Below are 21,829 nucleotides of genomic sequence, written 5' to 3'. Positions count from 1 at the left end.
TACTTACTCGGCAACCTTCTGGTTTAATTCCATTTCTTTCAAAATGGTCTTTACTCTCGCGATGTCCTTTTTCACATGCTTGATGCTAGAAGGATTATTCAGCTGTCCCGTCGCGAGCTGGAACCGCAGGTTGAAAAATTCCGATTTCAGATCATTCAGCTTCGCGCTCAGCTCGTCTTTATTGAGTTCACGTATATCCTTAGCCTTCATCCTGCTCACCACCTGCTTCGTTATTTGTCTGCTTGATCGCAAATTTGCATTTGATCGGCAGCTTGTGCGCAGCACGCGAAAGCGCTGCCCTTGCTACTTCTTCGCTTACGCCTGCAAGCTCAAACATGACCCTGCCCGGCTTTACGACAGCTACCCAGTATTCCGGAGAACCTTTCCCGCTGCCCATACGTGTTTCAGCGGGTTTTTCCGTTACCGGCTTGTGCGGGAAGATTTTGATCCAAACCTGTCCGCCCCTCTTGATATATCTTGTCATAGCGACACGGGCTGCCTCGATCTGGTTGGATTTGATCCAGCCAGGCTCCTGGGCAACGAGACCGTAATCGCCGTAAGAAATCGTATTTCCGCGAAGCGCCTTGCCCTTCATACGTCCTCTGAACTGTCTTCTGCGCTTAACCCTTTTTGGCATTAACATTTTTTCTGCCTCCTTCCACTGTCGAAGGTTTTGCCCTGTCAGCAAGCGGATTCCCCAGAATCTCGCCTTTATAAATCCACACCTTTACGCCAATTTTTCCGTAAGTCGTGTTCGCTTCCGCAAAACCGTAATCGATGTCCGCACGAATCGTCTGCAGCGGGATCGAGCCTTCATGGTACTGCTCCACCCTGGCGATTTCAGCGCCGCCAAGACGCCCGGAGCACATGATCTTGATTCCCTTTGCGCCAGCCTTCATCGTCCTGCCGATGGACTGCTTCATCGCACGCCTGAAAGAGATACGTTTTTCAAGCTGCTGCGCTACGTTTTCCGCCACGAGCTGCGCATCCACGTCTACTCTCTTTACTTCAATGATGTTGACGACCACAGGGTTTCCCGTGAGCTTAAGCAAATCCTGCTTCAAAACTTCTACGCCCGTGCCGCCTTTTCCGATCACGATACCGGGTTTGCCGGTAAAGATATTAACGGATACCTTCTGCGCCGCCCTTTCGATCTCGATCTTTGAAATGCCCGCAGCATATAATTTCTTCTTTAAAAATTTTCTAATCTTATCATCTTCAACGATATAATCCGCAAATTTGGACTTTTTCGCCGTCCATCTGGCATCCCAGTCTTTGATGATACCAACCCTAAAACCATGGGGATGTACTTTTTGACCCATCGTGTACCTCCTTATTTGACCTGATCCAAGATAATTGTGATGTGACTCGTTCTCTTGCGAATCCGAGTCGCCCTGCCCTGCGCACGCGGACGGAACCGCTTGAGCGTCGGGCCCTGATCAGCAAAGACTTCTGCAACATACAGCGTATCTGCCGAAATATTCATGTTGTTTTCCGCATTGGCAATTGCAGAATCCAGAAGCTTTCCGACGGGTTCTGTAGCACCGTTGGGCGTATTCATCAAAACTGCCTTTGCCTCCGCCACAGAAAGCCCTCTGATGAGGTCGATCACAGCCTTAACCTTGCGGGAGGAAATGCGAACGTATTTTGCGATGGCCTTTGGTCTTCTATCTTTTTCTTCTTGCCGTTTTGCGGCCTTTTCTCTTTGTCTTGTAGCCATAAAGCTTTAACCTCCTCCTCGGTTATTTGGACGATTTCTCGCCTGCGTGACCCCTGTAAGTCCTTGTCGGGGCAAATTCACCTAATTTGTGACCAACCATGTCCTCCGTCACATAGACGGGAACAAATTTTCTGCCGTCATGTACGCCGATCGTGTGTCCCACCATGTCCGGGAAGATCGTCGACGGACGCGACCATGTCTTCAGCACTTTCTTCTCGTTTTTCTCGTTCATCTCTACGATCCGTGCCAGAAGCTTTTCATTTATAAATGGTCCTTTTTTTACTGACCTACTCATATCTGCAAATTCACTCCTTCAATTATTTAGCGTTTCTGCGTTTTACGATAAATTGGCTCGTCGGGTTCTTCTTCTTACGCGTCTTGTAACCAAGGGCAGGTTTGCCCCACGGCGTTACAGGGCCGGGACGTCCGACAGGCGACTTGCCTTCGCCGCCACCGTGCGGATGGTCGTTCGGGTTCATCACGCTGCCGCGTACTGTCGGGCGGACACCCATATGACGTTTTCTTCCCGCCTTACCGATGTTGATGTTTTCCTGGTCAACATTGCCGACCTGGCCGATCGTCGCTTTCGCCAAAACCGGGATCATCCTGACTTCACCGGAGGGAAGCCTTACCTGCGCATACGCGCCTTCTTTCGCCATCAGCTGTGCTGCGTTGCCCGCGCTCCGTACGAGCTGCGCGCCCTTGCCGGGCTTCATTTCCACATTGTGGATCATTGTACCGACCGGAATAGACGCAAGCGGCAATGCATTGCCGGGCTTGATGTCAGCTTCCGCGCCGGAAACGACTTTATCGCCTACCTTAAGGCCAACGGGAGCAATGATGTATCTCTTTTCGCCGTCCGCGTAATGGAGCAGCGCAATGTTGGCGCTTCTGTTCGGATCATATTCGATGGTCGCTACCTTAGCCGGGATGCCGTCCTTGTTGCGCTTGAAATCGATGATCCTGTATTTCCGCTTCGCACCGCCGCCAACGTGGCGGACTGTAATCTTACCGTGTACGTTCCTGCCGCCCGATTTCTTTAAGGAAACGAGCAGCGATTTTTCAGGGGTCGTCGCCGTGATTTCTTCAAAAGCCGAAACCGACATGAACCTTCTGCCCGGAGAAGTCGGGTTGTATTTCTTAATAGCCATAAATAAGTAACCTCCCTAACCGCTTACTGTGCCATGCTCTCGAAGAATTCGATTGGCTTGGAATCTTCCTTGAGCGTCACATAAGCTTTTTTCGTTTCGGGCCTTCTGCCCTCCGTGCGTCCCTGTCTTTTCAGCTTGCCTTCTTTGCGGGAAGTCGTGATGGATTTCACTTTCACCTCAAAGATCTCTTCGACCGCAGCTTTGATCTGCGTTTTATTGGCTCCCTTGTCCACCAAAAATGTGTATGTTTTCTTGGGGATCAGGTCGTAGCTTTTTTCTGAAAGGATGGGCTTAATGATAATATCATGCATATCTTTCATTACGCGTACACCTCCTCGATCGCTTTCACCGCATCTTTGGTGATGATGAACTTGTCATATTTCAAGATGTCGTAAACGCTCAATGTATCTGCCATTGTCGTTTTTACGCCCTGTAGGTTCGCCGCCGCGCGTACAACGTCCTCGTCCTTGCCGTTGGTGACGATGAGCGCTTTTTCCGCCTTCAGGTTCTTTAAAATCGCCGCCATCTCCTTCGTTTTGGGAGAGCTCATCTTGAGGTCTTCCATCACGATCATGTCTTTGTCCGTCACCTTCATCGAAAGCGCGGAGCACAGCGCTTTCGCGCGTACCTTTTTGTTGAGCTTCTGCGAATAGCTCCTCGGCTTAGGCGCGAACACCACGCCGCCGTGCGTCATTTGAGGCGCACGGATCGTGCCCTGGCGGGCCCTGCCTGTACCTTTCTGCCTGAAAGGCTTGATGCCGCCGCCGCGCACTTCGCTGCGCGTAAGCGCAGACTGTGTGCCCTGCCTTTTGTTTGCCAGGTGCGCAACGATAGCGTCGTGCATGACTGCTTTATTTATTTCTGCGCCGAAGACTTTATCACTAAGCTGGATCTTGCCAGCTTCTTTGCCGTCGGTCTTATAAACTGATACGTTTGGCATAATTGCTTTCCTCCTTCTTCATCAAGCGGTCTTAGCGTGATTTCACGCTTTTTTTGATTGTTACAAGGCCGCCCTTCGATCCGGGGATCGCGCCCTTGATTAAGATCAGGTTTTTGTCCGCGTCCACTTTGACGACTTCTAAGTTCTGGATCGTCACTTTGTCAAAACCGCCGCGGCCCGGAAGACGCTTGCCCTTCATGACTTTCGCAGGGGATGCGCACGCACCCATGGAACCGGGGCGCCTGTGGTAACGGCTGCCGTGGCTCATAGGCCCTCTGTGCTGGCCCCAGCGTGCGATAACGCCGAGGAAACCTTTTCCCTTGGAAATGCCCGAAACGTCGATCTTCTCGCCCGTTTCAAAAGCGTCCGCCTTGATTTCGCTGCCTACTTCCAGCTCGGATGCGTCTTCACAGCGGAATTCGCGCAGGTAACGCGTAGGCGCCGCTTTTACCTTGCTGAAATGGCCTTTCTTAGGCTTGTTCACATTCTTTTCCTTGATGTCCCCAAAACCGATCTGCAGTGCGTTGTAACCGTCTGATTCTACCGTTTTCTTCTGAACGATAACGCAAGGCCCTGCTTTCACTACTGTCACGGGAACGACTCTGCCATCTTCCGTGAAGATTTGAGTCATACCGATTTTTTCACCCAGTATAGCTTTCATGTTTTCTCCTCCGTCTTATCGCTTGTTTTACAGTTTGATTTCGATGTCTACGCCTGCAGGCAGGTCAAGGCGCATGAGCGCGTCCGTTGTCTTAGCGTTCGCTTCGAGTATATCTATCAAGCGTTTGTGTGTTTTGATTTCAAATTGTTCCCTGGAATCCTTGTATTTGTGCGTCGCACGCAGGATGGTGATGATCTCCTTGCTCGTCGGGAGCGGTACAGGGCCTGAAATCTTAGCGCCCGTACGTTTTGCCGTGTCCACAATTCTCTGAGCGCTCTGGTCGATCAGGTTGTGGTCATAAGCTTTCAGTTTGATTCTGATTCTCTGGCTTGCCATTTGTTTATCCTCCTTCTGTTCCGCGGCACAAAGCCGTCTTCGCCGATACACATAGCCGTGTGTATCACATTGCTTTTTTTAGGCAGGAACCCTTGTTTCTGCCCTTGTTTGGAGTCGCCCGGATCACGTCCGGACGTTTGTCAGCGGGAACTATCCGATGGCTGTTCGGTAACCTCTCGCCTCAACCCAAAATGTACGCACATAGCGCAACGTACTAGATTATACAACATAAAAACCTTGATTTCAAGCATTTTTTTGAACTTTTTCCGCCTTTTTTCCAAAAAATGCAAAATAGTGTTTTTCACAAAAAAGCAGCACAAGATATAGTTGCCCAGCCGGCTTTTTATCTGCAGTACAATCCTGCAAATTTTAATGAAAATTGTTTCGCCCCGGAAATTTTTGCTTATTTATGAAGGGAGTTTTATGAACAGGGGGAACTTATTATGTGGATGGAAACCAGTCCTGTATTGCTCGCTCTTGCGGGTACTCTGGTCACTTTCGCGGCGACCACGCTCGGTTCGTCGTTCGTATTCTTTTTCCGTGGGGAGATCAACCAAAAGATGCAGCGCGTCTTTTTGGGTTTTGCGGCAGGCGTCATGATCGCCGCCTCTGTCTGGTCGCTCCTGATCCCGGCCATTGATATGGCGGAAGAACAAGGCGTCGCAGGCTGGATCCCTGCGGCGGGCGGCTTCGCGATCGGGGGACTGTTCCTGTTTGCGCTCGATCACCTGATCCCGCACCAGCATCCGGGCAGCGATAAACCCGAAGGGCTCCATGCCCATTTAGGCAAGCGTTCCATGTTGTTCCTCGCAGTGACGCTGCACAACATCCCGGAGGGACTGGCCGTAGGGCTCGCTTTTGCGATCGCTGCAGGTTCCGGTGGCAATGCGGTCACGCTGGCATCCGCCATTGCCCTTGCAATCGGGATCGCCCTGCAAAACATTCCGGAAGGAGCCGCGATTTCCCTGCCCCTGCGCCAAGAAGGCCTGACGCGCGGCAAAGCCTTTTTATGGGGTACCCTTTCGGGCGCGGTCGAACCGATCGCCGCAGTCATCGGCGTACTTTTGATCGGCTCCATCACAGGCGTCATGCCCTGGCTGCTCGCGTTTGCAGCCGGCGCCATGATCTACGTCGTCGTGGAGGAACTGATCCCCGAGGCGCACCTCGGCGAACATTCCCATTCGGGTACGGCGGGCGTAATGGTCGGCTTCATTATTATGATGATACTTGATGTAGCGCTTGGCTGATATTTCCCTTCTATACCGATACAAAAAAGAGCAGGCCGTGCGGCCTGCCCTTTTGCTTGTCTTTTGTCTGCCGAATCTTAGTCGATAACGCCCGATACCACTCCGGACCCTACCGTGCGTCCGCCCTCGCGGATTGCAAAGCGCAGTCCTTCCTCGATCGCGATCGGCGTGATCAGCTTGATCTCCATCTCGATGTTGTCCCCGGGCATTACCATCTCCGTCCCGCTCGGCAGCTCGATGATCCCCGTTACGTCCGTCGTCCTGAAATAAAACTGCGGGCGGTATCCGTTGAAGAACGGCGTGTGCCGCCCTCCTTCTTCCTTCTTCAGTACGTATACGCTGCTGTTGAAGTGCTTGTGCGGATGGATCGATCCCGGCGCGCTCAGTACCTGCCCGCGCTCGATCTCGTTCCTCTGTACCCCGCGCAGCAGTACCCCGATGTTGTCCCCCGTGATCGCTTCATCCAAAAGCTTGCGGAACATCTCCACTCCCGTTACGACTACGCTTCTCTTCTCGTCCGTCAAACCTACGATCTCTACCGTATCCTGTACCTTGATCTTGCCTCGCTCGACCCTGCCCGTCGCTACCGTGCCGCGTCCTGTGATCGAGAATACGTCCTCTACAGGCATCAGGAACGGCTTGTCTACGTCGCGCTCCGGCTCCGGAATGTAACTGTCTACCGCTTCCATCAGCTCGAAGATGCTCTGGCAGTTCGGGTCGTTTGCGATGTCGTCGCTCGCCTGCGCCGCTTCCAGCGCCTTAAGAGCGCTTCCCTTGATGATCGGCGTGTCGTCCCCCGGGAAGTCGTACTCCGTAAGCAGCTCCCTGATTTCCATTTCCACCAGCTCCAAAAGCTCCGGGTCGTCTACCTGGTCTGTCTTATTCATGTATACGATGATGTACGGTACCCCTACCTGCCTCGCAAGAAGGATATGCTCCCTCGTCTGCGGCATCGGGCCGTCTGCAGCCGATACCACCAGGATCGCCCCGTCCATCTGCGCCGCTCCCGTGATCATGTTCTTCACATAGTCCGCGTGTCCCGGGCAGTCCACGTGCGCATAGTGCCGCGTGTCTGTCTCGTACTCCACGTGCGATGTGTTGATCGTGATCCCACGCTCTTTTTCTTCCGGCGCTTTGTCGATCTCGTCATATTTTGTTGCTTCCGCTTTCCCCGACTTCGCCAGCACTGTCGTGATCGCCGCCGTCAGCGTTGTTTTCCCATGGTCTACGTGACCGATCGTTCCGATGTTTACATGCGGTTTTGTTCTTTCAAACTTACCCTTTGCCATTGCTTTGCTTTCCTCCCAAGAATCTTTTTGTTGAATGAGGTTTTGCCCCAAATTTGTTTTTCAGTTTACCTGATGCGCTATAGTATAATATTTTAAGGTTTCCGCAGGCTTTTGTCAAGTATCAGGCCCACTATACCGCCTTTATGCCGCGCCTTCCACCGGCTGCTCCGGCGTTACTGGCGGAGTGGGCTCGGGTGCAACGGACGGTGTCGGCTCGGCAGAGGGCGAGGGCTCCGGCTGCGGTGCGTTGGCCTCCGCTTCTTTCCGCTCCAGTTCCTTTGCCTGTGCCTGCACATCCTCGATGGACGTTCCTTCCGCAGGCAGCGGGATACCGCTCCCCAATTCTACCTCCGGCGCGATCCCGCGGTATGTCGATGTCGTCACCTCGAATTTATCCCCGATCTTCTCATCCGTGTCTTTGTCGTATTTCTGTCCCCATATTTGGTATTTTTCCTCACCCTGTCCGACCTTCGTGCGCTTCACTTCGTATTTCCCCAGCGCGTCGTTCGTCTTATACTTTACGGCAGGCGCGTCCTGCTTGTTGATCAGTTCGCTTTCAAACTTCAGGTAATAATCCCGCTCGACCGTACCGTAGATATCCACCGTAACCTTCATATCCGGGATATTGCAGGTTACGATCATGACCATATCGTCGTCATAAGGGTTTTTCACCTTGAAATCGGGGCCGCCGGTGGAAATCGTCGCATCCATTCCCGGGGGGACATACCCCGCCATAATGGTATGCGGCAGGCGTGCTACAATATCCATCTGCGCGCGCAGCGCAGCGTTATAAAAGGTAGACGAAACCTGGCAGATCCCGCCGCCCGCCTGATCCGTATAGGTACCGTTCTCGATCCCCGGCGCAAGCGCCCAGCCGAGTTCCTCCGTACGGTCACCGACGTAATCGTTGACGGAGAACACTTCGCCCGGTTTGAATACAGCGCCGTTCAGCTTATCGCTGATCATCCAAATGTTGAACTTCCTCCCCTTTGAGGAAGAAGACCCGATATTGGTCGTATAGCTCCCCATCTTAATCATTTCCTTCGGGCTGTCCGACCCTTTTGCCTTTACGACTTCTATCTCTGCCGCGAAAGGCGTGAACAGCTTGGCCTCGATCTGGTTTTTCGCCGTGGCCTTGATGCCGTCCACATTGACCTTCCAGCCGTCCTTCGCCTCTTGCATGACGAGCGTCCCGCCAGTCGTCAGGTCGTCTTCATTTTTCTGTTTGTCTACAGCATAAGATGCATCCACCGCATCTTCACCCCAATTTGCACTGTCGGTATCGATGAGCCTATCGAGCGCCGTTTCGTCGAACACGTAATCAAGCGGCCAGTCCTTCGGTTCCGTTTTTTTGAACTGCAAGTCCCAGCGCGTTCCTTCCCTGCCGTAGAGCATGGCTTCCCTTAGGGGCGTTTCATAATCCACCGACAAGCCCGCATCCGGCAGGCTGTAGGAATACGCGGTTTCCTGTACGGTGTACTCTATTTTATTATCACTGAGCATACTGTCTACCGATGCTTTGACCTTCTCCTCGCCCTGCGCGTAGGTAAGGCCTCCCAGGTCTATCCCGTCGACCGAAACGCCTTCCAAAAACGTCCCTGTCGTAAACAGTTCCTGCTCTTTTTCGTCCGTCAGCTTGACCTCTGAAAACATGTACACACAAAAAATGATTGCAACAACCGCGACAGCCACCGCCACCCCAAATATTGCAATCCTTTTCTTGTTCACTACCCTATGTCCCCTGACGGGCCTGTAATATTTCATAGTGTCTTTCTCCCAAAAAAGCTAAGTATTTCAAGTATACCTTATAAATATAACGTATGCACCCGGGGTTGTAAACAATTCTTCCGGGTATTCAGAAAATTTTCATAAATCGGCTGCGAAAAGAAAAAAGGCTTGTTGTAAAACAAGCCCTTTGATTTCCTGTTGGCCTTAGGCAGCAGGCTCGACCGGTGTTCCCGGCGCCGGCGTCGTTTCCGGCGTTGGTGTCGTTTCCGGCGCTGGCGCCGGCGTCGTTTCCGGCGTCGGCGTTGTCTCCGGAACCGGCTCCGGCGTTGATGCAGGCGCCGTCCCCACGCGTACGATGGAATTGAACGCCTGGTACGTTTCCGTGGAATATTTCTCGACCTTTACTTCCTTGCCGTTTTCATCATACCAATGCTTGTACACGTCGAAAACCCTGCGCGGATGAGAGCCGCGTTCCACAATGCGCGTTCCTTCCGGAAGCGTCGGATCCTGGATGATCTGTTCCCCTGCATCGCTGTAACCGACTTCCTTGGACGTAAAATCGCGCGTCAGCCCGTCTTCAAACTTCGGTCCGTAGATCGAGATCTCGATGTTCCTGTTCTGTCCGTCGCAATTCGCGATGATGTAAATCGGGATATCGTAATTATTTTTGATTTTAAAATCCGGCGCACCCGTGGAGATCGTCGCGTCCAACCCACCCGGCACATAAGTAAGCGGCCAGGAATGGTGCGAACGGTCCACGATCTCCACCTCTGCACGCAATACCGCGTTGTACAGCGTAGAGGATGTCTGGCAGATACCGCCGCCCGGTTCATCCTGGTATTTCCCGTCCGCGATGCCCGGCGCGGCCTTCCATCCGCGATCGTACGAACGCGGGCCGGCTTCTTCATTGATCGACCAGGTCTCGCCCGGCTCGATCTTGACCCCATTGATCACATCCGCCATCTTCCAGATATTATACCGCCTGTTGAAGTCGGATTTCACATATTCCGTACTGTATGTTCCCAGCAACGCATATTGATCCTCAAGGTCAGCCTTGGTGAATTTAGGCTGCGTGACCTTGGTCTCTGCCGCCACAGGCGTAAAGTCGTTCTGGCTCAGCTGCGCATAAATCGTTTCCGCCAGTGCGCTGTCGTCTACTTCCTTTCCTACGACCTCCTCTTTTAAGGTGATCGTGGAACCCGTCATCAGGGTATCCTCGTCCCTCGTCGTCGTCACTTCGACTGTCGCATCCTGCGCGGGCACGTTGATTTTTTCGTCGTTGGCCTGTAGGGAAGCCAGGATCGTCGCCTTGTCATATGCAACAGGCATTTCGATCTCCACACCCTTTTCCTTGGCCTCCATGATCGCGGCATTGCGCTGTGCAAACGTCCCCTCCCGGCCGTAAAGCATCGCTTTCTTGAGCGCTGCGTCGATATCTACGCTCGCTCCCAACTGCTCGCCTTTGAGCGTATAAGTATCGCCGTCAACGGAATAATCGAGAGCGAGCCCCGCTAAATATTCATCCTCTTTTTGCTGTACCTCAGGCTTCGCCTCGTCTATCGTCTTGCCGGAAAGATCGACGCCCGCCATGCTCACGCCGTCGTAAAACGTCCCGTTGTCGATGATCTGCTGCAGGTTTTCACCGGTAAGCGCCTTATTGCTGCCCAGCATCGCATATCCTGTAATGCCGACCGCAACGATCGCAACGATGATCACCGCTATCACGACGATTTTTTTCGCGCCCCATTTTTTCTTGCCGGGCGCTTCGCCGTGCAGTTTGTTTCTGCCGCCCGATTCCGAACCCTTTTCCGCCGTGATCCCGGCAGCGGCGGCCGGAGCCTCTGCCTGCGCCGCTTCTTTCGGCGCATCTTTAAGCGGTTCATATACCGTCGTTTCGTCTTCGTTCATTTCCGGCTGTACCGGAGCCTGGCCTGCCGCCGCTGCATCTTGCCTGCTTTCCGCTTCGGCAGGCGGCGCATCCTGCTGTCCTTCCGTAGGCGTCTCCCCTATTTTCCGCGCAGTTTCGCCAAACTTGCGTTCTTCGTTTTTACCGTTCTCAAATCCGGACATTATTTTACCTCTTTACGATTTATTTTCCATTGTTCATCGATCATTTTACATCTATCATAATATATGCCTGCCAGCCATGTAAATATTAAAATATCACGAAAAAGCGAACAAGTTGTAAATTATTCGCATTTCCCGATCGTCACATAATAATTCCTGCGCGGCCGCGGCCCGTCAAATTCACAAAAATAGACGGCCTGCCACGTCCCCAGCTTCAACTGCCCGTTGAAAACGGGCAGGCTCACGCTGTTTCCCGCCATCGCCGCTTTGAAATGCGCGATGAAGTTGTCGTGCTTAAACTCTTCTGCCGGTATCATCTGGTTAAATGCCTTGATCGTATCCTCACGCACCGTCGGGTCGGAGTTTTCCATGATCAGGATCCCTGCCGTCGTGTGGGGGCAGTGCACCACGGCGATGCCCTCGTTCACGCCGCTGCGCGCGACCGCTTCACGCACGCTGCGCGTGATATCGATGAAAACTTCTTTTTGGTAGGTCTGCAGCTCATATGATTTCATATGCCTTACTTCCTTTTATTTCAGATACTTTCCTTCAATTTATAGGAAAGGACATACAGGCTGTCGGAAAGATGCACGTTTTCCACTGCCACGCCCCTCCTGACCGCCACATCCGTAGGCGCAAAATTCCAGATCGCCTTGATGCCGAAGCTCACGAGCAGGTCTGCGGATTGCTGCGCATATTCCTTGGGCGTACAAATAATCGCAATATCGATCGTCTTGTCCTTCAGGTACGTTTCCATATTGGCCACGTTCTGTACGATCCGACCTTCGATGAACGCACCGACCTTCGAGGGATCGCTGTCAAAAATATCAACGATATTGAAGCCCTCCAGCATGAAGTTTTTATAGCCGAGCAGCGCCTGCCCGATACGCCCTGCGCCGACGATGATCACGTTGTAGCGCTTATCGAGCCCTAAGATACGCGCGATCTCCTTTTTCAGCTTGCCCACGCTATATCCATAACCCTGCTGCCCAAAGCCGCCAAAGCAATTGAGGTCGCGCCTGATCTGCGACGCATTGAGGCTCATTTCTATGCTCATCTGGGAAGAAGAAATCTTGTCGATCCCTTTGCCCTCCAGCTCTTCCAGATACCTGTAATAACGCGGAAGCCTCCGGATGACCGCGGGAGATATCTTTTCGCTCATGCCATGTTCCCTCCATGTTTTTTCCTATAATATTTTATTATACTATAGTTGCATGGCATTGTGTGAAATTATTTTACATTTTTTTCACAATACCGCGAGGGTATCCATCCTTCATCCCGCTTCCAACCGTAAGACGTAAAAAGGACGGAAAAGGTTCCCCTCCCGTCCCTTTTTCCATGAACATTCCCGTTGCCTTTTTACAAATACGGCAGTGCGGACATCGCTGTCGCGCCCACTGCCCCGACAAACGCCAGGGCAACGATTGAAACGATGGTGACAATGATCGCTACGATCATACCGATGATCCCGCATACAAGCCCTGCCGTCGCCATACCGCTTGGCCCGTATTTCCGGGAGGACGCATACAGCGCTACCGCAACGATCGTCAGGATCAGCCCCACAAACGGGATCCAGCAAAAAATCAGTCCCAGGATGCCGCATACCATAGATCCTGTGCCTTTCCCTTTCTCCTGCGGCACGCCCGCATATTGCGGGGCTGCCTGCTGGTACTGCTGATATTGCGGGCCGCCGCCATAGGGCTGCTGCCCATACTGTTGCTGTACCGGCGCAGGCGCCTGATACTGTGGTTGGCTTTGCGGCTGTGGCTGCTGTCCCGGCATCGGCTGGCCCGCCTCAGGCGCCGCCTGCCGTTCTTCTGCCGGCTCTTTGGGCGCACCGCAATAGGGGCATGCCGCCAGCGCATCACTGTAGCTTTGTTCGCATTTTTTGCAGATCATATTCTTTTCCTCTCCATCTCAAAAAACTACGCAGCTGCACTGCAGCTGCGTAATTCTGTCTTTCCTACGAGTATCAATACAAGAAATCGTTCCACATCCACGGACTGTACGCATAGTACGATAGTGCCGCAAACATCGTCGTCCAAACGATCGTGAAGATGATGGATACAATAAGGCCGATGATGCTACACACAAGCCCTGCCGTTGCCATACCGTTCTGCCCAACCGGTTCGTTTTTCTTATACAGCGTATAGAAGATGATGCCTAAAATGTTGAGCACCAACCCTGCATACGGCGTCCAGCAAAGGATCAGGCCCAGGATACCGCATACCATGGAAGCGGTCGCCATGTTTTTCGCCTTTGTCTGCATCTCAACGGTCTGCGGTTGGCCCATCGGCTGCTGCTGGTATTGCGGCTGGCCCTGCGGAGGCACCGGCGCCTGGTACTGTGGGGGCGCCTGTTGATATTGTGGCTGGCCCTGCGGAGGTACCGGCGGCTGCTGGCCAGGTTGAGGGCCCGGTCCCGGCTGTGGCTGGCCCTGCTGCGGCACCTGCTGGTATTGCGCTTGCTGCACCGGCGGCTGTTCTGCCGGCTGGGGCTGTACGGGTTGCTGCTGTACATTCTGCTGCTGCACCGGCGGCTGATATCCTTCTGCCGGCTGCTCTTTTGGTGCGCCGCAGTAAGGACATGCATTCAAATTTTCATCATAATCCTGATGACAGTTTTTACAATTCATCAATCGAAGCTCCTTTCGCTTGCTACATGTTATTTATACCATATTTTTTCCGCTTTATCAAAGGATTATTCTTAATATTTCCTTACGAACTGATGAAATATGTTATACTGGTTACAAAATCAAAATATACCGTGAGGTGATCCTATGAAATACGCAACCATCGGCACATCCAAAATCACACAGCAAATGATCGAGGGCACACAGACGACCGGGCTTTTTGAGCTGGCCGGCGTATATTCCCGCAGTCTTGAAAAGGCTAAGGATTTCGGGGCGCAGTATGGCGCTGCGCAAGCCTTTGACGACCTTGCAGCGCTCGCTGCAAGCGATATCGGCGCGGTGTATGTCGCAAGCCCCAACCTCTTGCATTACGAGCAGTGTAAATTCCTGCTGGAAAACGGCAAACACGTCATCTGCGAAAAACCGCTGACCGTACTACCGGATGAAACGCGTACGCTTATTTCACTGGCGCGCAGCAAAAACGTTATATTCATGGAAGCGATCATGATGATGCACCAGCCGCAGAGGTTTGCGCTTAAGGAGCTGCTGCCAAAGCTGGGGAACATCACCACCGTGCATTTCGATTTCTCACAGCTTTCTTCCCGTTACGGGGCCTTCTTGGACGGCGAGCTTCCCAATATCTTCAATCCCGCGCTGGCCGCCGGGTGCATCATGGATCTCGGCGTTTACTGCGTCTATCCCGCGCTCGACCTGTTTGGCCGCCCGCAGCGCATCGAAACGAACGCACACCTCCTAAGCTCAGGCGCAGACGGCTACTTCAGCAGCACGTTTTTTTACCCGGATAAACAGGTCGTGATCACGGCCTCCAAAATCGGCCAGGGCCGCGCAGGTTCAGAAATCATCGGCGACCGCGGCACCGTTGCCATTCGCCTTCTGCACCATTTCACAGACATCACCTGGTTCCCTTCAGAGGGTGCGAGTGAACAAATCTGCGGCGACGTCGACAAGATTTTTCTGATGGCGAATGAAATGAAGGATTTCCACCACTACATCACCGATCCGCAGGGCACGCGCGGCGAGTACGAATATGCGCAGGAACTTAGCATTTCCGTCTCCGAGACCCTGCAGCAAATGCGCAGGCAGGCAGGTCTTTCCTTTTAGCCTATAATGTTCACTAGATTTTATTTGACAGTCATATGACCGCGTTATATAATGGAGGCAGCAACAAAGGTAATTGCCCAGAAAGGAACGGGAATGTGATTCGTTTTTTGTATGCAGGAAAGGTACAGCAGTGATGATTGGTTATTTGCCGGGTACCACGGTCGAAATGAATATGGAAAACGGCGTGCAGGATTTTTTGAATTCGCTGTTCGCTGCAAACGGCCTTGTCCTCTCACAGGTATTGCAGCTTACCGGCCTCTCCGCACATACGGTGCAGAATTGGGTCAAGCGTAAATTCTTAAGGCCGCCGATCGGTAAAAAGTACGACTGTGACCAGTTCTGCACGATCGTGATCATCAACATGCTCAACGATATTTTCCAGATTGACCAGATCACCCGCATGATCGATTATATCGCGGCCTCTGCCTCCGGCGCGCCTACCCTTGTCTATACATGCTTTGTCGATGTCCTGACGCTCGCTCCGGGCGACGCCGTGCGTACGGCAACCAAGCTCGACGCCATCATCGATAAGGTACTGGCTAAACGTTGCATTTCCGGCGAGACCCTCAAGCGGATGCAAAAGGTGCTGCGCATCATGCTCCTTTCGCACATTTCCGTACAGGTGCGCTCGGAGGCTCTTTTGGAGCTTAATACACTCGATATCTGATACAGGAGGACAAAGAAATGATTGCTTGGTGGGAAGCCATGACATTGGTTGAACAAATCTTTGCCGTGGTCGGGATTGCCTCTACCGTTTTATTGGTGATCGAGGTCATCCTGCTGCTTGTCGGCGTCGGCCATGACGCGGATGCAAACATGGATGCGCCGGGCGATGCGCATGCGGATATGGGCGGCATGCACGACGGTATCCCGCATACAGATGTACACATCGGCGAAATCACCGCGGACGGCGCGGCAGACATCGACGTTTCGATGGATACGGACGCTCCCCCGGGCGACCACCCGGACAGCGGACATCCCCACTTTGAAGGCAGCGGCCTGCACCTCTTCACGCTGCAGGGCCTGGTCGCATTCTTTGCGGTATTCGGCTGGTCTGGCCTTCTGCTACTTAAATCAGACGTACTGCCCGTTGCCAGCGTGATCCTTGCCATCGTGTTCGGGTTTGTGGCGATGGTGCTGATGGCGGTCGCCATGCGCGGTATGCTAAGGCTCCAATCCGACGGCAGTATGGATATCCGCAACGCCCTCGGCAAATCCGGTACCGTATACCTGCCTATCCACGAAAAGCGGAGCTCTGTTGGAAAGGTCACGGTCATGGTACAGGGAACGCTCACAGAAATGGATGCGGTCACAGATGAAGACGCCACCATCCCGACGGGCACGCAGGTCGTCGTAACGGGGATCACAAGCGGTAATACGCTTGTCGTGAAAAGAATATAATGGCCGCTTTCCATCCGGCCAAGGGGGAGAAAAATGAGTATTGAAAGTTTGATTCTGATCGTAGTCATCGTCGTACTGGTGTTCATGTGCCTGCTGATCTTTTTGACGCGGTACAAAAAATGCCCGTCCGACAAAATCATGGTCATCTATGGTAAGGTCGGCCAGAACAGCGACGGCACAAACCGCACGTCACGGTGTATCCACGGCGGCGCGGCATTCATCTGGCCTGTCATCCAAGCATACCAATACCTTGACCTGACGCCGCTTTCCATACAGGTTGACTTAAAGAGCGCGCTTTCCCGCCAGAACATCCGTATCGACGTACCGTCCATATTCACAGTCGGTATCTCGACGGAGCAGGGCATCATGCAGAATGCGGCGGAACGCCTGCTCGGCCTGCAAATGACCGAGATACAGGAGCTTGCGAAGGACATCATCTTCGGCCAACTGCGTCTTGTGATCGCCACGATGGACATCGAAGAGATCAACACCGACCGCGATAAGTTCTTAGAAGCGGTCTCGCGCAACGTGGAATCCGAACTCAAAAAAATCGGCCTGCGGCTGATCAACGTCAACGTAACGGATATCAGCGACGAATCGGGCTACATCACGGCGCTCGGTAAGGAAGCCGCTGCCAAGGCCATCAACGATGCAAAAAAATCTGTTGCGGAAAAAGTACGCGACGGTTCCATCGGCGAAGCGAACGCACAGCGCGACCAACGTGTAGAGGTCGCGACCGCGAACTCCAAGGCGATCACCGGCGAAAACACGGCCAAGATCGAGATCGCCCAATCCGACGCCGCCCGCCGCGAAAAGGAAGCGGAAGCCACAAGGATCGCGACCGCGGCAGAGAAGGTACAGGCGGCAAAGGCTTTGGAAGAAGCGTACGCCGCAGAAAAACTGGCAGAGCTTGCGCGTTCGTCGCGTGAAAAAGCCACACTGGAAGCGGACGTCATCGTAAAGGCGGAGATCAGGAAACGCCAGATCGAGCTGGAGGCCGAAGCAGAAGCGGAGCGCCTGCGCAGGCAGGCAGCCGGTGAAGCGGACGCGATTTATGCCAAGATGGAAGCGGAAGCGCGCGGTATGCAGGAAATCCTGAAAAAACAAGCCTCCGGTTTTGCAGACATCGTGGATGCAGCGGGCGGCAACGCCAAGAATGCCCTCATGCTGATGCTGGCCGACAAGATGGAAGACCTGATGAAGGTACAGGTCGAAGCGATCCGCGATTTGAAGATCGACAAAGTGACCGTCTGGGACGGCGGGCAGGCGGGCAAGGACGGCAAATCCAGCACGGCAAACTTCCTGTCCGGGCTGATGAAGAGCATCCCGCCCATGAACGAGATATTCGAGATGGCGGGCATGGAGCTGCCTGAATTCCTGGGCAAAAAATCAGCGATACGCCGCCCGCAGAGACTGTGGATGTTTCGGGCAAGAAACCTGCAGCGGTTGCCGAAACCCCGACCGAAAAGATGCCGGAGCAGGTGGACAATCCGGGCTCCGCAGCGCAGTAAGGCGACATAAAAACTCCCATCCATAATGGGTGGGAGTTTTTTATTCACCTTCCGTGATCCGCAGCATGCGGTATCCAACGCCAATGTGCGTCTGGATATACTTCCCTTCGCGGTCGATCTTCTTGCGCAGCGTCGCCATAAAGACCCGCAGCGAGGGGATATCGCTTTCAAGGGTACTGTTCCAAACCTCTTTTAAAATATATTTATGCGTAAGTACCCTGCCTGCGTTTTTGGCAAGCAGGCAGACAAGCTTGTATTCCATAGGCGTCAGGTGACATTCCTGCCCTTCCACATACACACAGCCCGCCGTATAGTCGATTTTCAGGCCGCCGTTGACGAAAACCGCTTCCTCCCCCGCCTGTGCGGGACTTAATTTGCGTACGGCAACACGCAGGCGCGCCAAAAGCTCGTCCATGGAAAACGGTTTTGTCAGGTAATCGTCTGCGCCCGCGTCAAGCGCGCTGATCTTATCCTTATCTTCGCTGCGCGCACTCACGACAATGATCGGGCACTGCGACCATGTACGCAGCTTTCTTATAATATCCACTCCATCCATATCCGGCAGGCCCAAATCCAGGATGATGATGTCCGGCCGGTTTGTGACCGCATACATCAGCGCCTGTTCCCCGCTTTCCGCTGCGATACACTGGTATGCATTGAGGTCGAGCGTAGCTGTCATAAAATTCCGGATCGCCTGGTCGTCCTCAACGATCATGATTGAAGTTTTCACTGCTTTTCACCTCCGCTATGGGTAGTGTAAATTCAAATACCGTCCCATGCACCGGGCTGTTGTCCATGACGGCGATCTTTCCGCCGTGCGCTTCCACAATGATTTTGCAAAGCGCCAGCCCGAGGCCCAGTCCCCTGCGGCTGTCTCCCTTGTTCCCGTTCACGGTATAAAACATATCGAAAATATTTTTCTTGTCGCGGTCGCTGATCCCCTTGCCGTCGTCGCCGATACGCACAACCGCCTCGTTTCCCTTGCGCGTCACCAGGATTTCGATTGTCGAGCCGGCGTCCGTATATTTGACCGCATTGTCTATGATATTAATAAACACCTGTACGACCAGCTGCACATCCACATTTACCATCATCATATCATCCTGCACATGCGTGAGCAGATGGTGCTCCGAAATCTTGCGGCTCACATGGCGCAGCGCTTCTTCGATGATCTCGGATACCAGCTGCGGCTCTTTGCGCAGCTTCACATTGTCGTTGTCAATGCGCGAAACAAAAAGCAGGTTTTCCACCAGGTTAATGAGCCACACCGAATCGTCGTAGATACCGGTTACCAGCCGCCTTTTGGTCTCCTCGTCAAATTTGTTTTGGAGGAGCGAATTTGCACTGCCCGAAATGCTTGTCAGCGGTGTACGCAGGTCATGCGAGACTGCACGCAGCAGGTTGGAACGGAATCGTTCGCTCTCCGCCTGCATCTCCGCCTTACGCTGTGCCTCATTGAGAACATACCGCTCCAACGCAGACGTGATCTGCGCATACAGCGCATACACGAGGGAATCCTGCATACTGTCCAGCTGCTCTTCCCCGTCCGCCACGATACCCACTACCGCGAGCACGCCTTCCTTTGTCGTCAGCGGCGTATAACGCGCCGCCGCGCCGGGCAGGGTATTGGTTCCCTTTCCTGCGGAATGGCGGTTGCGGATGCACCATGCCGCCACAGCGCGCTCATCCTCGTTTAAAAAATCCGCCTGTTTTTGTTCCGCGCCGTTTTCGTCGACGGCAAGGATACGTCCTATTTCTCCCCGCTCCGCCAGATACAGGACAGCCGGCCTTCTCGCAAAGCGCGCGATCTCGTAAAGCGCACGCCGCATGATTTCCTCCTTTGTCCGCGCGTCCTGCAGGCTGCGGTTGGCCTCCAGCAGGATCGTCGTGCGAAATGCACTTAACGTCGCGGCGGCTGCCTGCCGTTTCACTTTGCTGGTGAGCGCGCTCGTAACGAGGGCCGCGGCCAGCATGATCGCAAACGTGACCGGATATTCCGCGCCATATGCGTTGAAAGTAAACCGTGGATCTGTAAAAAAGAAATTATACAGCAGTACGCCGATCACCGAGGCGGCCACGCCGTAAAACCTGCCGCGCGTCTGGTTTGCCGTGATCAGCACGCCCAGGATCAGTACCACGATCACATTGGTCTGGCTAAAGCCGATCTGGTCGAACAAAATACCGACCAGCGCCGACAACGCCATAATGAGCAGCATTTTGGCGAAGTCTTTCCCGGAAAATTGAAATTTTCCCCAGATCCGCCTGCGGCGCGGCTTATACTCCCTGCTGCCGTTGTCCGCTATCACAAAGATTTCCAGTTCGGTTGTATGCTCGATCAGCTGGTCCACAAAGCTTTTCCGCCGGCCGACAAACGGCGTTTTTTGCCCTGTCCTGCCGATTACAATTTTAGTAATGCCGCTTATCCGCGCAAAAGCGGAAATCTGCAGCGATACGTTCTCCCCATAGATCGTCGCAATCTTAGCGCCCAGCTCCTTTGCAAGGCGGATGTTGTCCCGCAGGTTTTTTGCTCCCTCTGCGTCCAGCGCCGGGCTTTCCGGCGTGTCTACGAACAAGGCAGTAAACGAAGCATGGAATGCCTCCGCCATACGCGCCGCCGTCCGGATTACCTTAGCGTTGGAAGGCGACGTGCTCAGGCACACCAGGATATGCTCGCGCGCGGGAATACTTTCATTTTTTTGATTGACGCGGTCAGCCACCCGCCTCAGCGCGATTTCACGCAGCGCCATCAGGTTTTCACGCACAAAAAAATGTTCCAGCGCCTCATGCGCCTGTTTTTGCCTGTATATCTTGCCTTCGTGCAGGCGCTCTAACAGAACGGATGGTTCGACGTCGATAATCTCGACCTCGTCCGCCATCTCGAACACCTTGTCGGGGATCCGCTCGCGCACCACGACGTGCGTAATGGAAGCGACGATGTCGTTCAAGCTCTCGATGTGCTGCACGTTAACCGTCGTATAAACGTCAATGCCCGCATTTAAAAGCTCTTCGACATCCCCCCAGCGCTTGGTATGCCGCAGGCCATGCGCATTTGTATGCGCCAGCTCATCGACCAATATAAGCTGCGGGCGGCGCGCTAGGGCTGCGTCAAGGTCAAATTCCTTCAAGGTGATCCCCTTATACGGCGCCTCAAGCGGCGGCAGCACCTCCAGGCCGTCCAAAAGCGCAAGCGTTTCCGGTCGGGTATGCGGCTCCACATAGCCCACGACAACGTCAACACCGCGCTTCTTTGCATCGTGTGCGGCTTCCAGCATGGCGTAGGTTTTACCCACGCCAGCCGCATAGCCAAAAAATATCTTCAGTTTTCCCTTATGCCCCGGTTCTTCCTGCCTGATCTGCCGAAGCAGCTCTCCCGGATCCGGGCGTTTTTCTTCCATATGGTTCTCCCGTTACTGCCATATCCCATCAAGTTCCAGATTCACTTTTAACACATTTACAGTCGGTTCCCCGAATATTCCCAGGAACCGTCCCTGCGTATGGTGGGCGATCACTTCGCGAACCTGTTGTTCGCTCAAGCCGCGCGCCTGTGCGATGCGCTTCACCTGGTACTCCGCCCCTGCGGGTGAAATATCCGGATCAAGTCCGCTGCCCGAGCTCGTGACCAGGTCGACCGGGATAGGGGTATCGCCCATTTGCGGGTTTTCCTCGCGGATCTTGTTGACCCGCTCCGCCATCAACGCGTCAAATTCCTCAGTCGCCGGGGATAAGTTTGTCGGCCCCGCGAACAACAGCGGGTTTCCTTCCTCATCAACAAATGTCTCTGCGTTCACATTCATCACGCGTCCGTGCAGGTATTCCGCCCCTGTAAAATCCTGCGCCAACAGCTCGCTTCCGTATGCCGTACCGTCCACCTCTATGATACTGCCATTCGCCTGTTTTGGGAACGCGATTTGCGAAATTCCCGTCACTACCAGCGGGTAAACCAGTCCGCATACGAGCGTCAGTACCAGTATAAACACCAGCGCCTTGGGCGCAACAGCCTTTATCGTTTTCCACATAGTATTTC

25 protein-coding genes are annotated in these 21,829 nt (G+C 53.6%); 5 read left to right on the top strand and 20 right to left on the bottom strand.

Annotated features, from left to right (window positions below; all coding sequences use genetic code 11):
- Positions 1–3 precede the first annotated feature (3 nt).
- Genes rpmC through rpsJ form a run of 10 tightly spaced genes read right to left on the bottom strand, consistent with a single transcriptional unit; the run spans position 4 to position 4,808 of the window.
- Positions 4–210 (bottom strand): 50S ribosomal protein L29, encoded by a 207-nt coding sequence (rpmC, locus tag BN6471_RS04195; RefSeq protein WP_066645832.1) that lies wholly within the window; start codon positions 208–210, stop codon positions 4–6.
- Positions 200–643 (bottom strand): 50S ribosomal protein L16, encoded by a 444-nt coding sequence (gene rplP, locus BN6471_RS04190; RefSeq protein WP_066645831.1) that lies wholly within the window; start codon positions 641–643, stop codon positions 200–202. Before rplP ends, rpmC begins: the two co-directional genes overlap by 11 nt.
- Positions 621–1,322, bottom strand: coding sequence for a 30S ribosomal protein S3 (rpsC, locus tag BN6471_RS04185; protein WP_066645829.1), 702 nt, complete (start codon positions 1,320–1,322; stop codon positions 621–623). The genes rplP and rpsC overlap by 23 nt, the downstream gene beginning before the upstream one ends.
- Before the next feature lie 11 nt (positions 1,323–1,333).
- Positions 1,334–1,720: a 50S ribosomal protein L22 gene (gene rplV, locus BN6471_RS04180; RefSeq protein ID WP_066645827.1), complete on the bottom strand. Its 387-nt coding sequence runs from the start codon at positions 1,718–1,720 to the stop codon at positions 1,334–1,336.
- 22 nt (positions 1,721–1,742) lie between these two features.
- Positions 1,743–2,015, bottom strand: coding sequence for a 30S ribosomal protein S19 (rpsS, locus tag BN6471_RS04175; RefSeq protein WP_066645824.1), 273 nt, complete (start codon positions 2,013–2,015; stop codon positions 1,743–1,745).
- A 22-nt stretch (positions 2,016–2,037) separates the two neighbouring features.
- Complete coding sequence (rplB, locus tag BN6471_RS04170) at positions 2,038–2,871, bottom strand: 50S ribosomal protein L2 (protein WP_066645822.1); 834 nt, start codon at positions 2,869–2,871, stop codon at positions 2,038–2,040.
- 23 nt (positions 2,872–2,894) lie between these two features.
- On the bottom strand, positions 2,895–3,191 hold the full coding sequence (gene rplW / locus BN6471_RS04165; protein WP_066645820.1) for a 50S ribosomal protein L23: 297 nt from the start codon (positions 3,189–3,191) through the stop codon (positions 2,895–2,897).
- Complete coding sequence (gene rplD, locus BN6471_RS04160; protein ID WP_066645819.1) at positions 3,191–3,811, bottom strand: 50S ribosomal protein L4; 621 nt, start codon at positions 3,809–3,811, stop codon at positions 3,191–3,193. The genes rplW and rplD overlap by 1 nt, the downstream gene beginning before the upstream one ends.
- A 31-nt stretch (positions 3,812–3,842) precedes the next feature.
- On the bottom strand, positions 3,843–4,472 hold the full coding sequence (gene rplC, locus BN6471_RS04155; RefSeq protein ID WP_066645817.1) for a 50S ribosomal protein L3: 630 nt from the start codon (positions 4,470–4,472) through the stop codon (positions 3,843–3,845).
- Positions 4,473–4,499: 27 nt separating this feature from the next.
- Positions 4,500–4,808, bottom strand: coding sequence for a 30S ribosomal protein S10 (gene rpsJ, locus BN6471_RS04150; RefSeq protein WP_066522718.1), 309 nt, complete (start codon positions 4,806–4,808; stop codon positions 4,500–4,502).
- A 449-nt stretch (positions 4,809–5,257) separates the two neighbouring features.
- Between rpsJ and BN6471_RS04145 the strand changes: the two genes are divergently transcribed.
- Positions 5,258–6,055, top strand: a complete 798-nt coding sequence (locus BN6471_RS04145; RefSeq protein WP_204213228.1) for a ZIP family metal transporter — start codon at positions 5,258–5,260, stop codon at positions 6,053–6,055.
- Between the two features lie 77 nt (positions 6,056–6,132).
- Here the strand turns inward: BN6471_RS04145 and tuf are convergent, their stop codons facing one another.
- The 7 genes from tuf to BN6471_RS13070 form a co-directional block, all read right to left on the bottom strand.
- A complete protein-coding gene (gene tuf / locus BN6471_RS04140) occupies positions 6,133–7,344 on the bottom strand; it encodes an elongation factor Tu (RefSeq protein WP_066645813.1) in 1,212 nt (403 codons plus the stop codon).
- A 141-nt stretch (positions 7,345–7,485) separates the two neighbouring features.
- Positions 7,486–9,108 (bottom strand): VanW family protein, encoded by a 1,623-nt coding sequence (locus tag BN6471_RS04135; protein ID WP_066645812.1) that lies wholly within the window; start codon positions 9,106–9,108, stop codon positions 7,486–7,488.
- Between the two features lie 168 nt (positions 9,109–9,276).
- Entirely contained in the window at positions 9,277–11,142 is a 1,866-nt protein-coding gene (locus BN6471_RS04130; protein WP_066645810.1) for a VanW family protein, read from the bottom strand.
- A 119-nt stretch (positions 11,143–11,261) separates the two neighbouring features.
- Positions 11,262–11,654, bottom strand: coding sequence for a secondary thiamine-phosphate synthase enzyme YjbQ (locus tag BN6471_RS04125; protein WP_066645808.1), 393 nt, complete (start codon positions 11,652–11,654; stop codon positions 11,262–11,264).
- A 20-nt stretch (positions 11,655–11,674) separates the two neighbouring features.
- Positions 11,675–12,301: a redox-sensing transcriptional repressor Rex gene (locus BN6471_RS04120; RefSeq protein ID WP_066645807.1), complete on the bottom strand. Its 627-nt coding sequence runs from the start codon at positions 12,299–12,301 to the stop codon at positions 11,675–11,677.
- Positions 12,302–12,498: 197 nt separating this feature from the next.
- On the bottom strand, positions 12,499–13,038 hold the full coding sequence (locus BN6471_RS04115; protein ID WP_066645806.1) for a DUF4190 domain-containing protein: 540 nt from the start codon (positions 13,036–13,038) through the stop codon (positions 12,499–12,501).
- 73 nt (positions 13,039–13,111) lie between these two features.
- Positions 13,112–13,774 carry a DUF4190 domain-containing protein gene (locus tag BN6471_RS13070; RefSeq protein ID WP_066645805.1) on the bottom strand — a complete coding sequence of 221 codons (663 nt, stop codon included), beginning with the start codon at positions 13,772–13,774 and terminating at the stop codon, positions 13,112–13,114.
- A gap of 144 nt (positions 13,775–13,918) precedes the next feature.
- On the opposite strand from BN6471_RS13070, the gene BN6471_RS04105 reads away from it, so the two are divergent.
- The 4 genes from BN6471_RS04105 to BN6471_RS04090 all read left to right on the top strand — a co-directional run bounded on the left by BN6471_RS04105 (position 13,919) and on the right by BN6471_RS04090 (position 17,815).
- Positions 13,919–14,893, top strand: coding sequence for a Gfo/Idh/MocA family protein (locus tag BN6471_RS04105; RefSeq protein ID WP_066645802.1), 975 nt, complete (start codon positions 13,919–13,921; stop codon positions 14,891–14,893).
- Positions 14,894–15,026: 133 nt separating this feature from the next.
- On the top strand, positions 15,027–15,560 hold the full coding sequence (locus BN6471_RS04100) for a DUF1836 domain-containing protein (protein ID WP_242861869.1): 534 nt from the start codon (positions 15,027–15,029) through the stop codon (positions 15,558–15,560).
- Between the two features lie 17 nt (positions 15,561–15,577).
- Positions 15,578–16,294, top strand: a complete 717-nt coding sequence (locus tag BN6471_RS04095; protein ID WP_066645799.1) for an NfeD family protein — start codon at positions 15,578–15,580, stop codon at positions 16,292–16,294.
- Positions 16,295–16,327: 33 nt separating this feature from the next.
- Positions 16,328–17,815, top strand: coding sequence for a flotillin family protein (locus tag BN6471_RS04090; RefSeq protein ID WP_082903334.1), 1,488 nt, complete (start codon positions 16,328–16,330; stop codon positions 17,813–17,815).
- Between the two features lie 30 nt (positions 17,816–17,845).
- On the opposite strand, the gene BN6471_RS04085 is transcribed toward BN6471_RS04090, so the two are convergent.
- Genes BN6471_RS04085 through kdpC form a run of 3 tightly spaced genes read right to left on the bottom strand, consistent with a single transcriptional unit; the run spans position 17,846 to position 21,821 of the window.
- On the bottom strand, positions 17,846–18,535 hold the full coding sequence (locus tag BN6471_RS04085) for a response regulator (RefSeq protein WP_187118769.1): 690 nt from the start codon (positions 18,533–18,535) through the stop codon (positions 17,846–17,848).
- Positions 18,510–21,200 carry a sensor histidine kinase gene (locus tag BN6471_RS04080; protein ID WP_066645797.1) on the bottom strand — a complete coding sequence of 897 codons (2,691 nt, stop codon included), beginning with the start codon at positions 21,198–21,200 and terminating at the stop codon, positions 18,510–18,512. The genes BN6471_RS04085 and BN6471_RS04080 overlap by 26 nt, the downstream gene beginning before the upstream one ends.
- 12 nt (positions 21,201–21,212) lie before the next feature.
- On the bottom strand, positions 21,213–21,821 hold the full coding sequence (kdpC, locus tag BN6471_RS04075) for a potassium-transporting ATPase subunit KdpC (protein ID WP_066645796.1): 609 nt from the start codon (positions 21,819–21,821) through the stop codon (positions 21,213–21,215).
- Positions 21,822–21,829 lie beyond the last annotated feature (8 nt).

The sequence above is a fragment of the Christensenella timonensis genome (assembly GCF_900087015.1).
In the GTDB taxonomy this organism is placed as follows: domain Bacteria; phylum Bacillota; class Clostridia; order Christensenellales; family Christensenellaceae; genus Christensenella; species Christensenella timonensis.
This window is presented reverse-complemented; position numbering and strand designations above follow the sequence as displayed.

Bases quoted from the DNA above. Each gene is read 5' to 3' on its own strand.
- rpsJ (WP_066522718.1), bottom strand. From the start codon at position 4,808: ATGGCAAGCCAGAGAATCAGAATCAAACTGAAAGCTTATGACCACAAC.
- BN6471_RS04115 (WP_066645806.1), bottom strand. From the start codon at position 13,038: ATGATCTGCAAAAAATGCGAACAAAGCTACAGTGATGCGCTGGCGGCA.
- rplD (WP_066645819.1), bottom strand. From the start codon at position 3,811: ATGCCAAACGTATCAGTTTATAAGACCGACGGCAAAGAAGCTGGCAAG.
- BN6471_RS04135 (WP_066645812.1), bottom strand. From the start codon at position 9,108: ATGAAATATTACAGGCCCGTCAGGGGACATAGGGTAGTGAACAAGAAA.
- BN6471_RS04080 (WP_066645797.1), bottom strand. From the start codon at position 21,200: ATGGAAGAAAAACGCCCGGATCCGGGAGAGCTGCTTCGGCAGATCAGG.
- BN6471_RS04105 (WP_066645802.1), top strand. From the start codon at position 13,919: ATGAAATACGCAACCATCGGCACATCCAAAATCACACAGCAAATGATC.
- BN6471_RS13070 (WP_066645805.1), bottom strand. From the start codon at position 13,774: ATGAATTGTAAAAACTGTCATCAGGATTATGATGAAAATTTGAATGCA.
- rplC (WP_066645817.1), bottom strand. From the start codon at position 4,472: ATGAAAGCTATACTGGGTGAAAAAATCGGTATGACTCAAATCTTCACG.
- BN6471_RS04130 (WP_066645810.1), bottom strand. From the start codon at position 11,142: ATGTCCGGATTTGAGAACGGTAAAAACGAAGAACGCAAGTTTGGCGAA.
- BN6471_RS04125 (WP_066645808.1), bottom strand. From the start codon at position 11,654: ATGAAATCATATGAGCTGCAGACCTACCAAAAAGAAGTTTTCATCGAT.
- tuf (WP_066645813.1), bottom strand. From the start codon at position 7,344: ATGGCAAAGGGTAAGTTTGAAAGAACAAAACCGCATGTAAACATCGGA.
- rpmC (WP_066645832.1), bottom strand. From the start codon at position 210: ATGAAGGCTAAGGATATACGTGAACTCAATAAAGACGAGCTGAGCGCG.
- rpsS (WP_066645824.1), bottom strand. From the start codon at position 2,015: ATGAGTAGGTCAGTAAAAAAAGGACCATTTATAAATGAAAAGCTTCTG.
- BN6471_RS04145 (WP_204213228.1), top strand. From the start codon at position 5,258: ATGGAAACCAGTCCTGTATTGCTCGCTCTTGCGGGTACTCTGGTCACT.
- kdpC (WP_066645796.1), bottom strand. From the start codon at position 21,821: ATGTGGAAAACGATAAAGGCTGTTGCGCCCAAGGCGCTGGTGTTTATA.
- BN6471_RS04100 (WP_242861869.1), top strand. From the start codon at position 15,027: ATGATTGGTTATTTGCCGGGTACCACGGTCGAAATGAATATGGAAAAC.
- BN6471_RS04095 (WP_066645799.1), top strand. From the start codon at position 15,578: ATGATTGCTTGGTGGGAAGCCATGACATTGGTTGAACAAATCTTTGCC.
- BN6471_RS04120 (WP_066645807.1), bottom strand. From the start codon at position 12,301: ATGAGCGAAAAGATATCTCCCGCGGTCATCCGGAGGCTTCCGCGTTAT.
- BN6471_RS04090 (WP_082903334.1), top strand. From the start codon at position 16,328: ATGAGTATTGAAAGTTTGATTCTGATCGTAGTCATCGTCGTACTGGTG.
- rplV (WP_066645827.1), bottom strand. From the start codon at position 1,720: ATGGCTACAAGACAAAGAGAAAAGGCCGCAAAACGGCAAGAAGAAAAA.
- rplB (WP_066645822.1), bottom strand. From the start codon at position 2,871: ATGGCTATTAAGAAATACAACCCGACTTCTCCGGGCAGAAGGTTCATG.
- rpsC (WP_066645829.1), bottom strand. From the start codon at position 1,322: ATGGGTCAAAAAGTACATCCCCATGGTTTTAGGGTTGGTATCATCAAA.
- rplP (WP_066645831.1), bottom strand. From the start codon at position 643: ATGTTAATGCCAAAAAGGGTTAAGCGCAGAAGACAGTTCAGAGGACGT.
- rplW (WP_066645820.1), bottom strand. From the start codon at position 3,191: ATGAAAGATATGCATGATATTATCATTAAGCCCATCCTTTCAGAAAAA.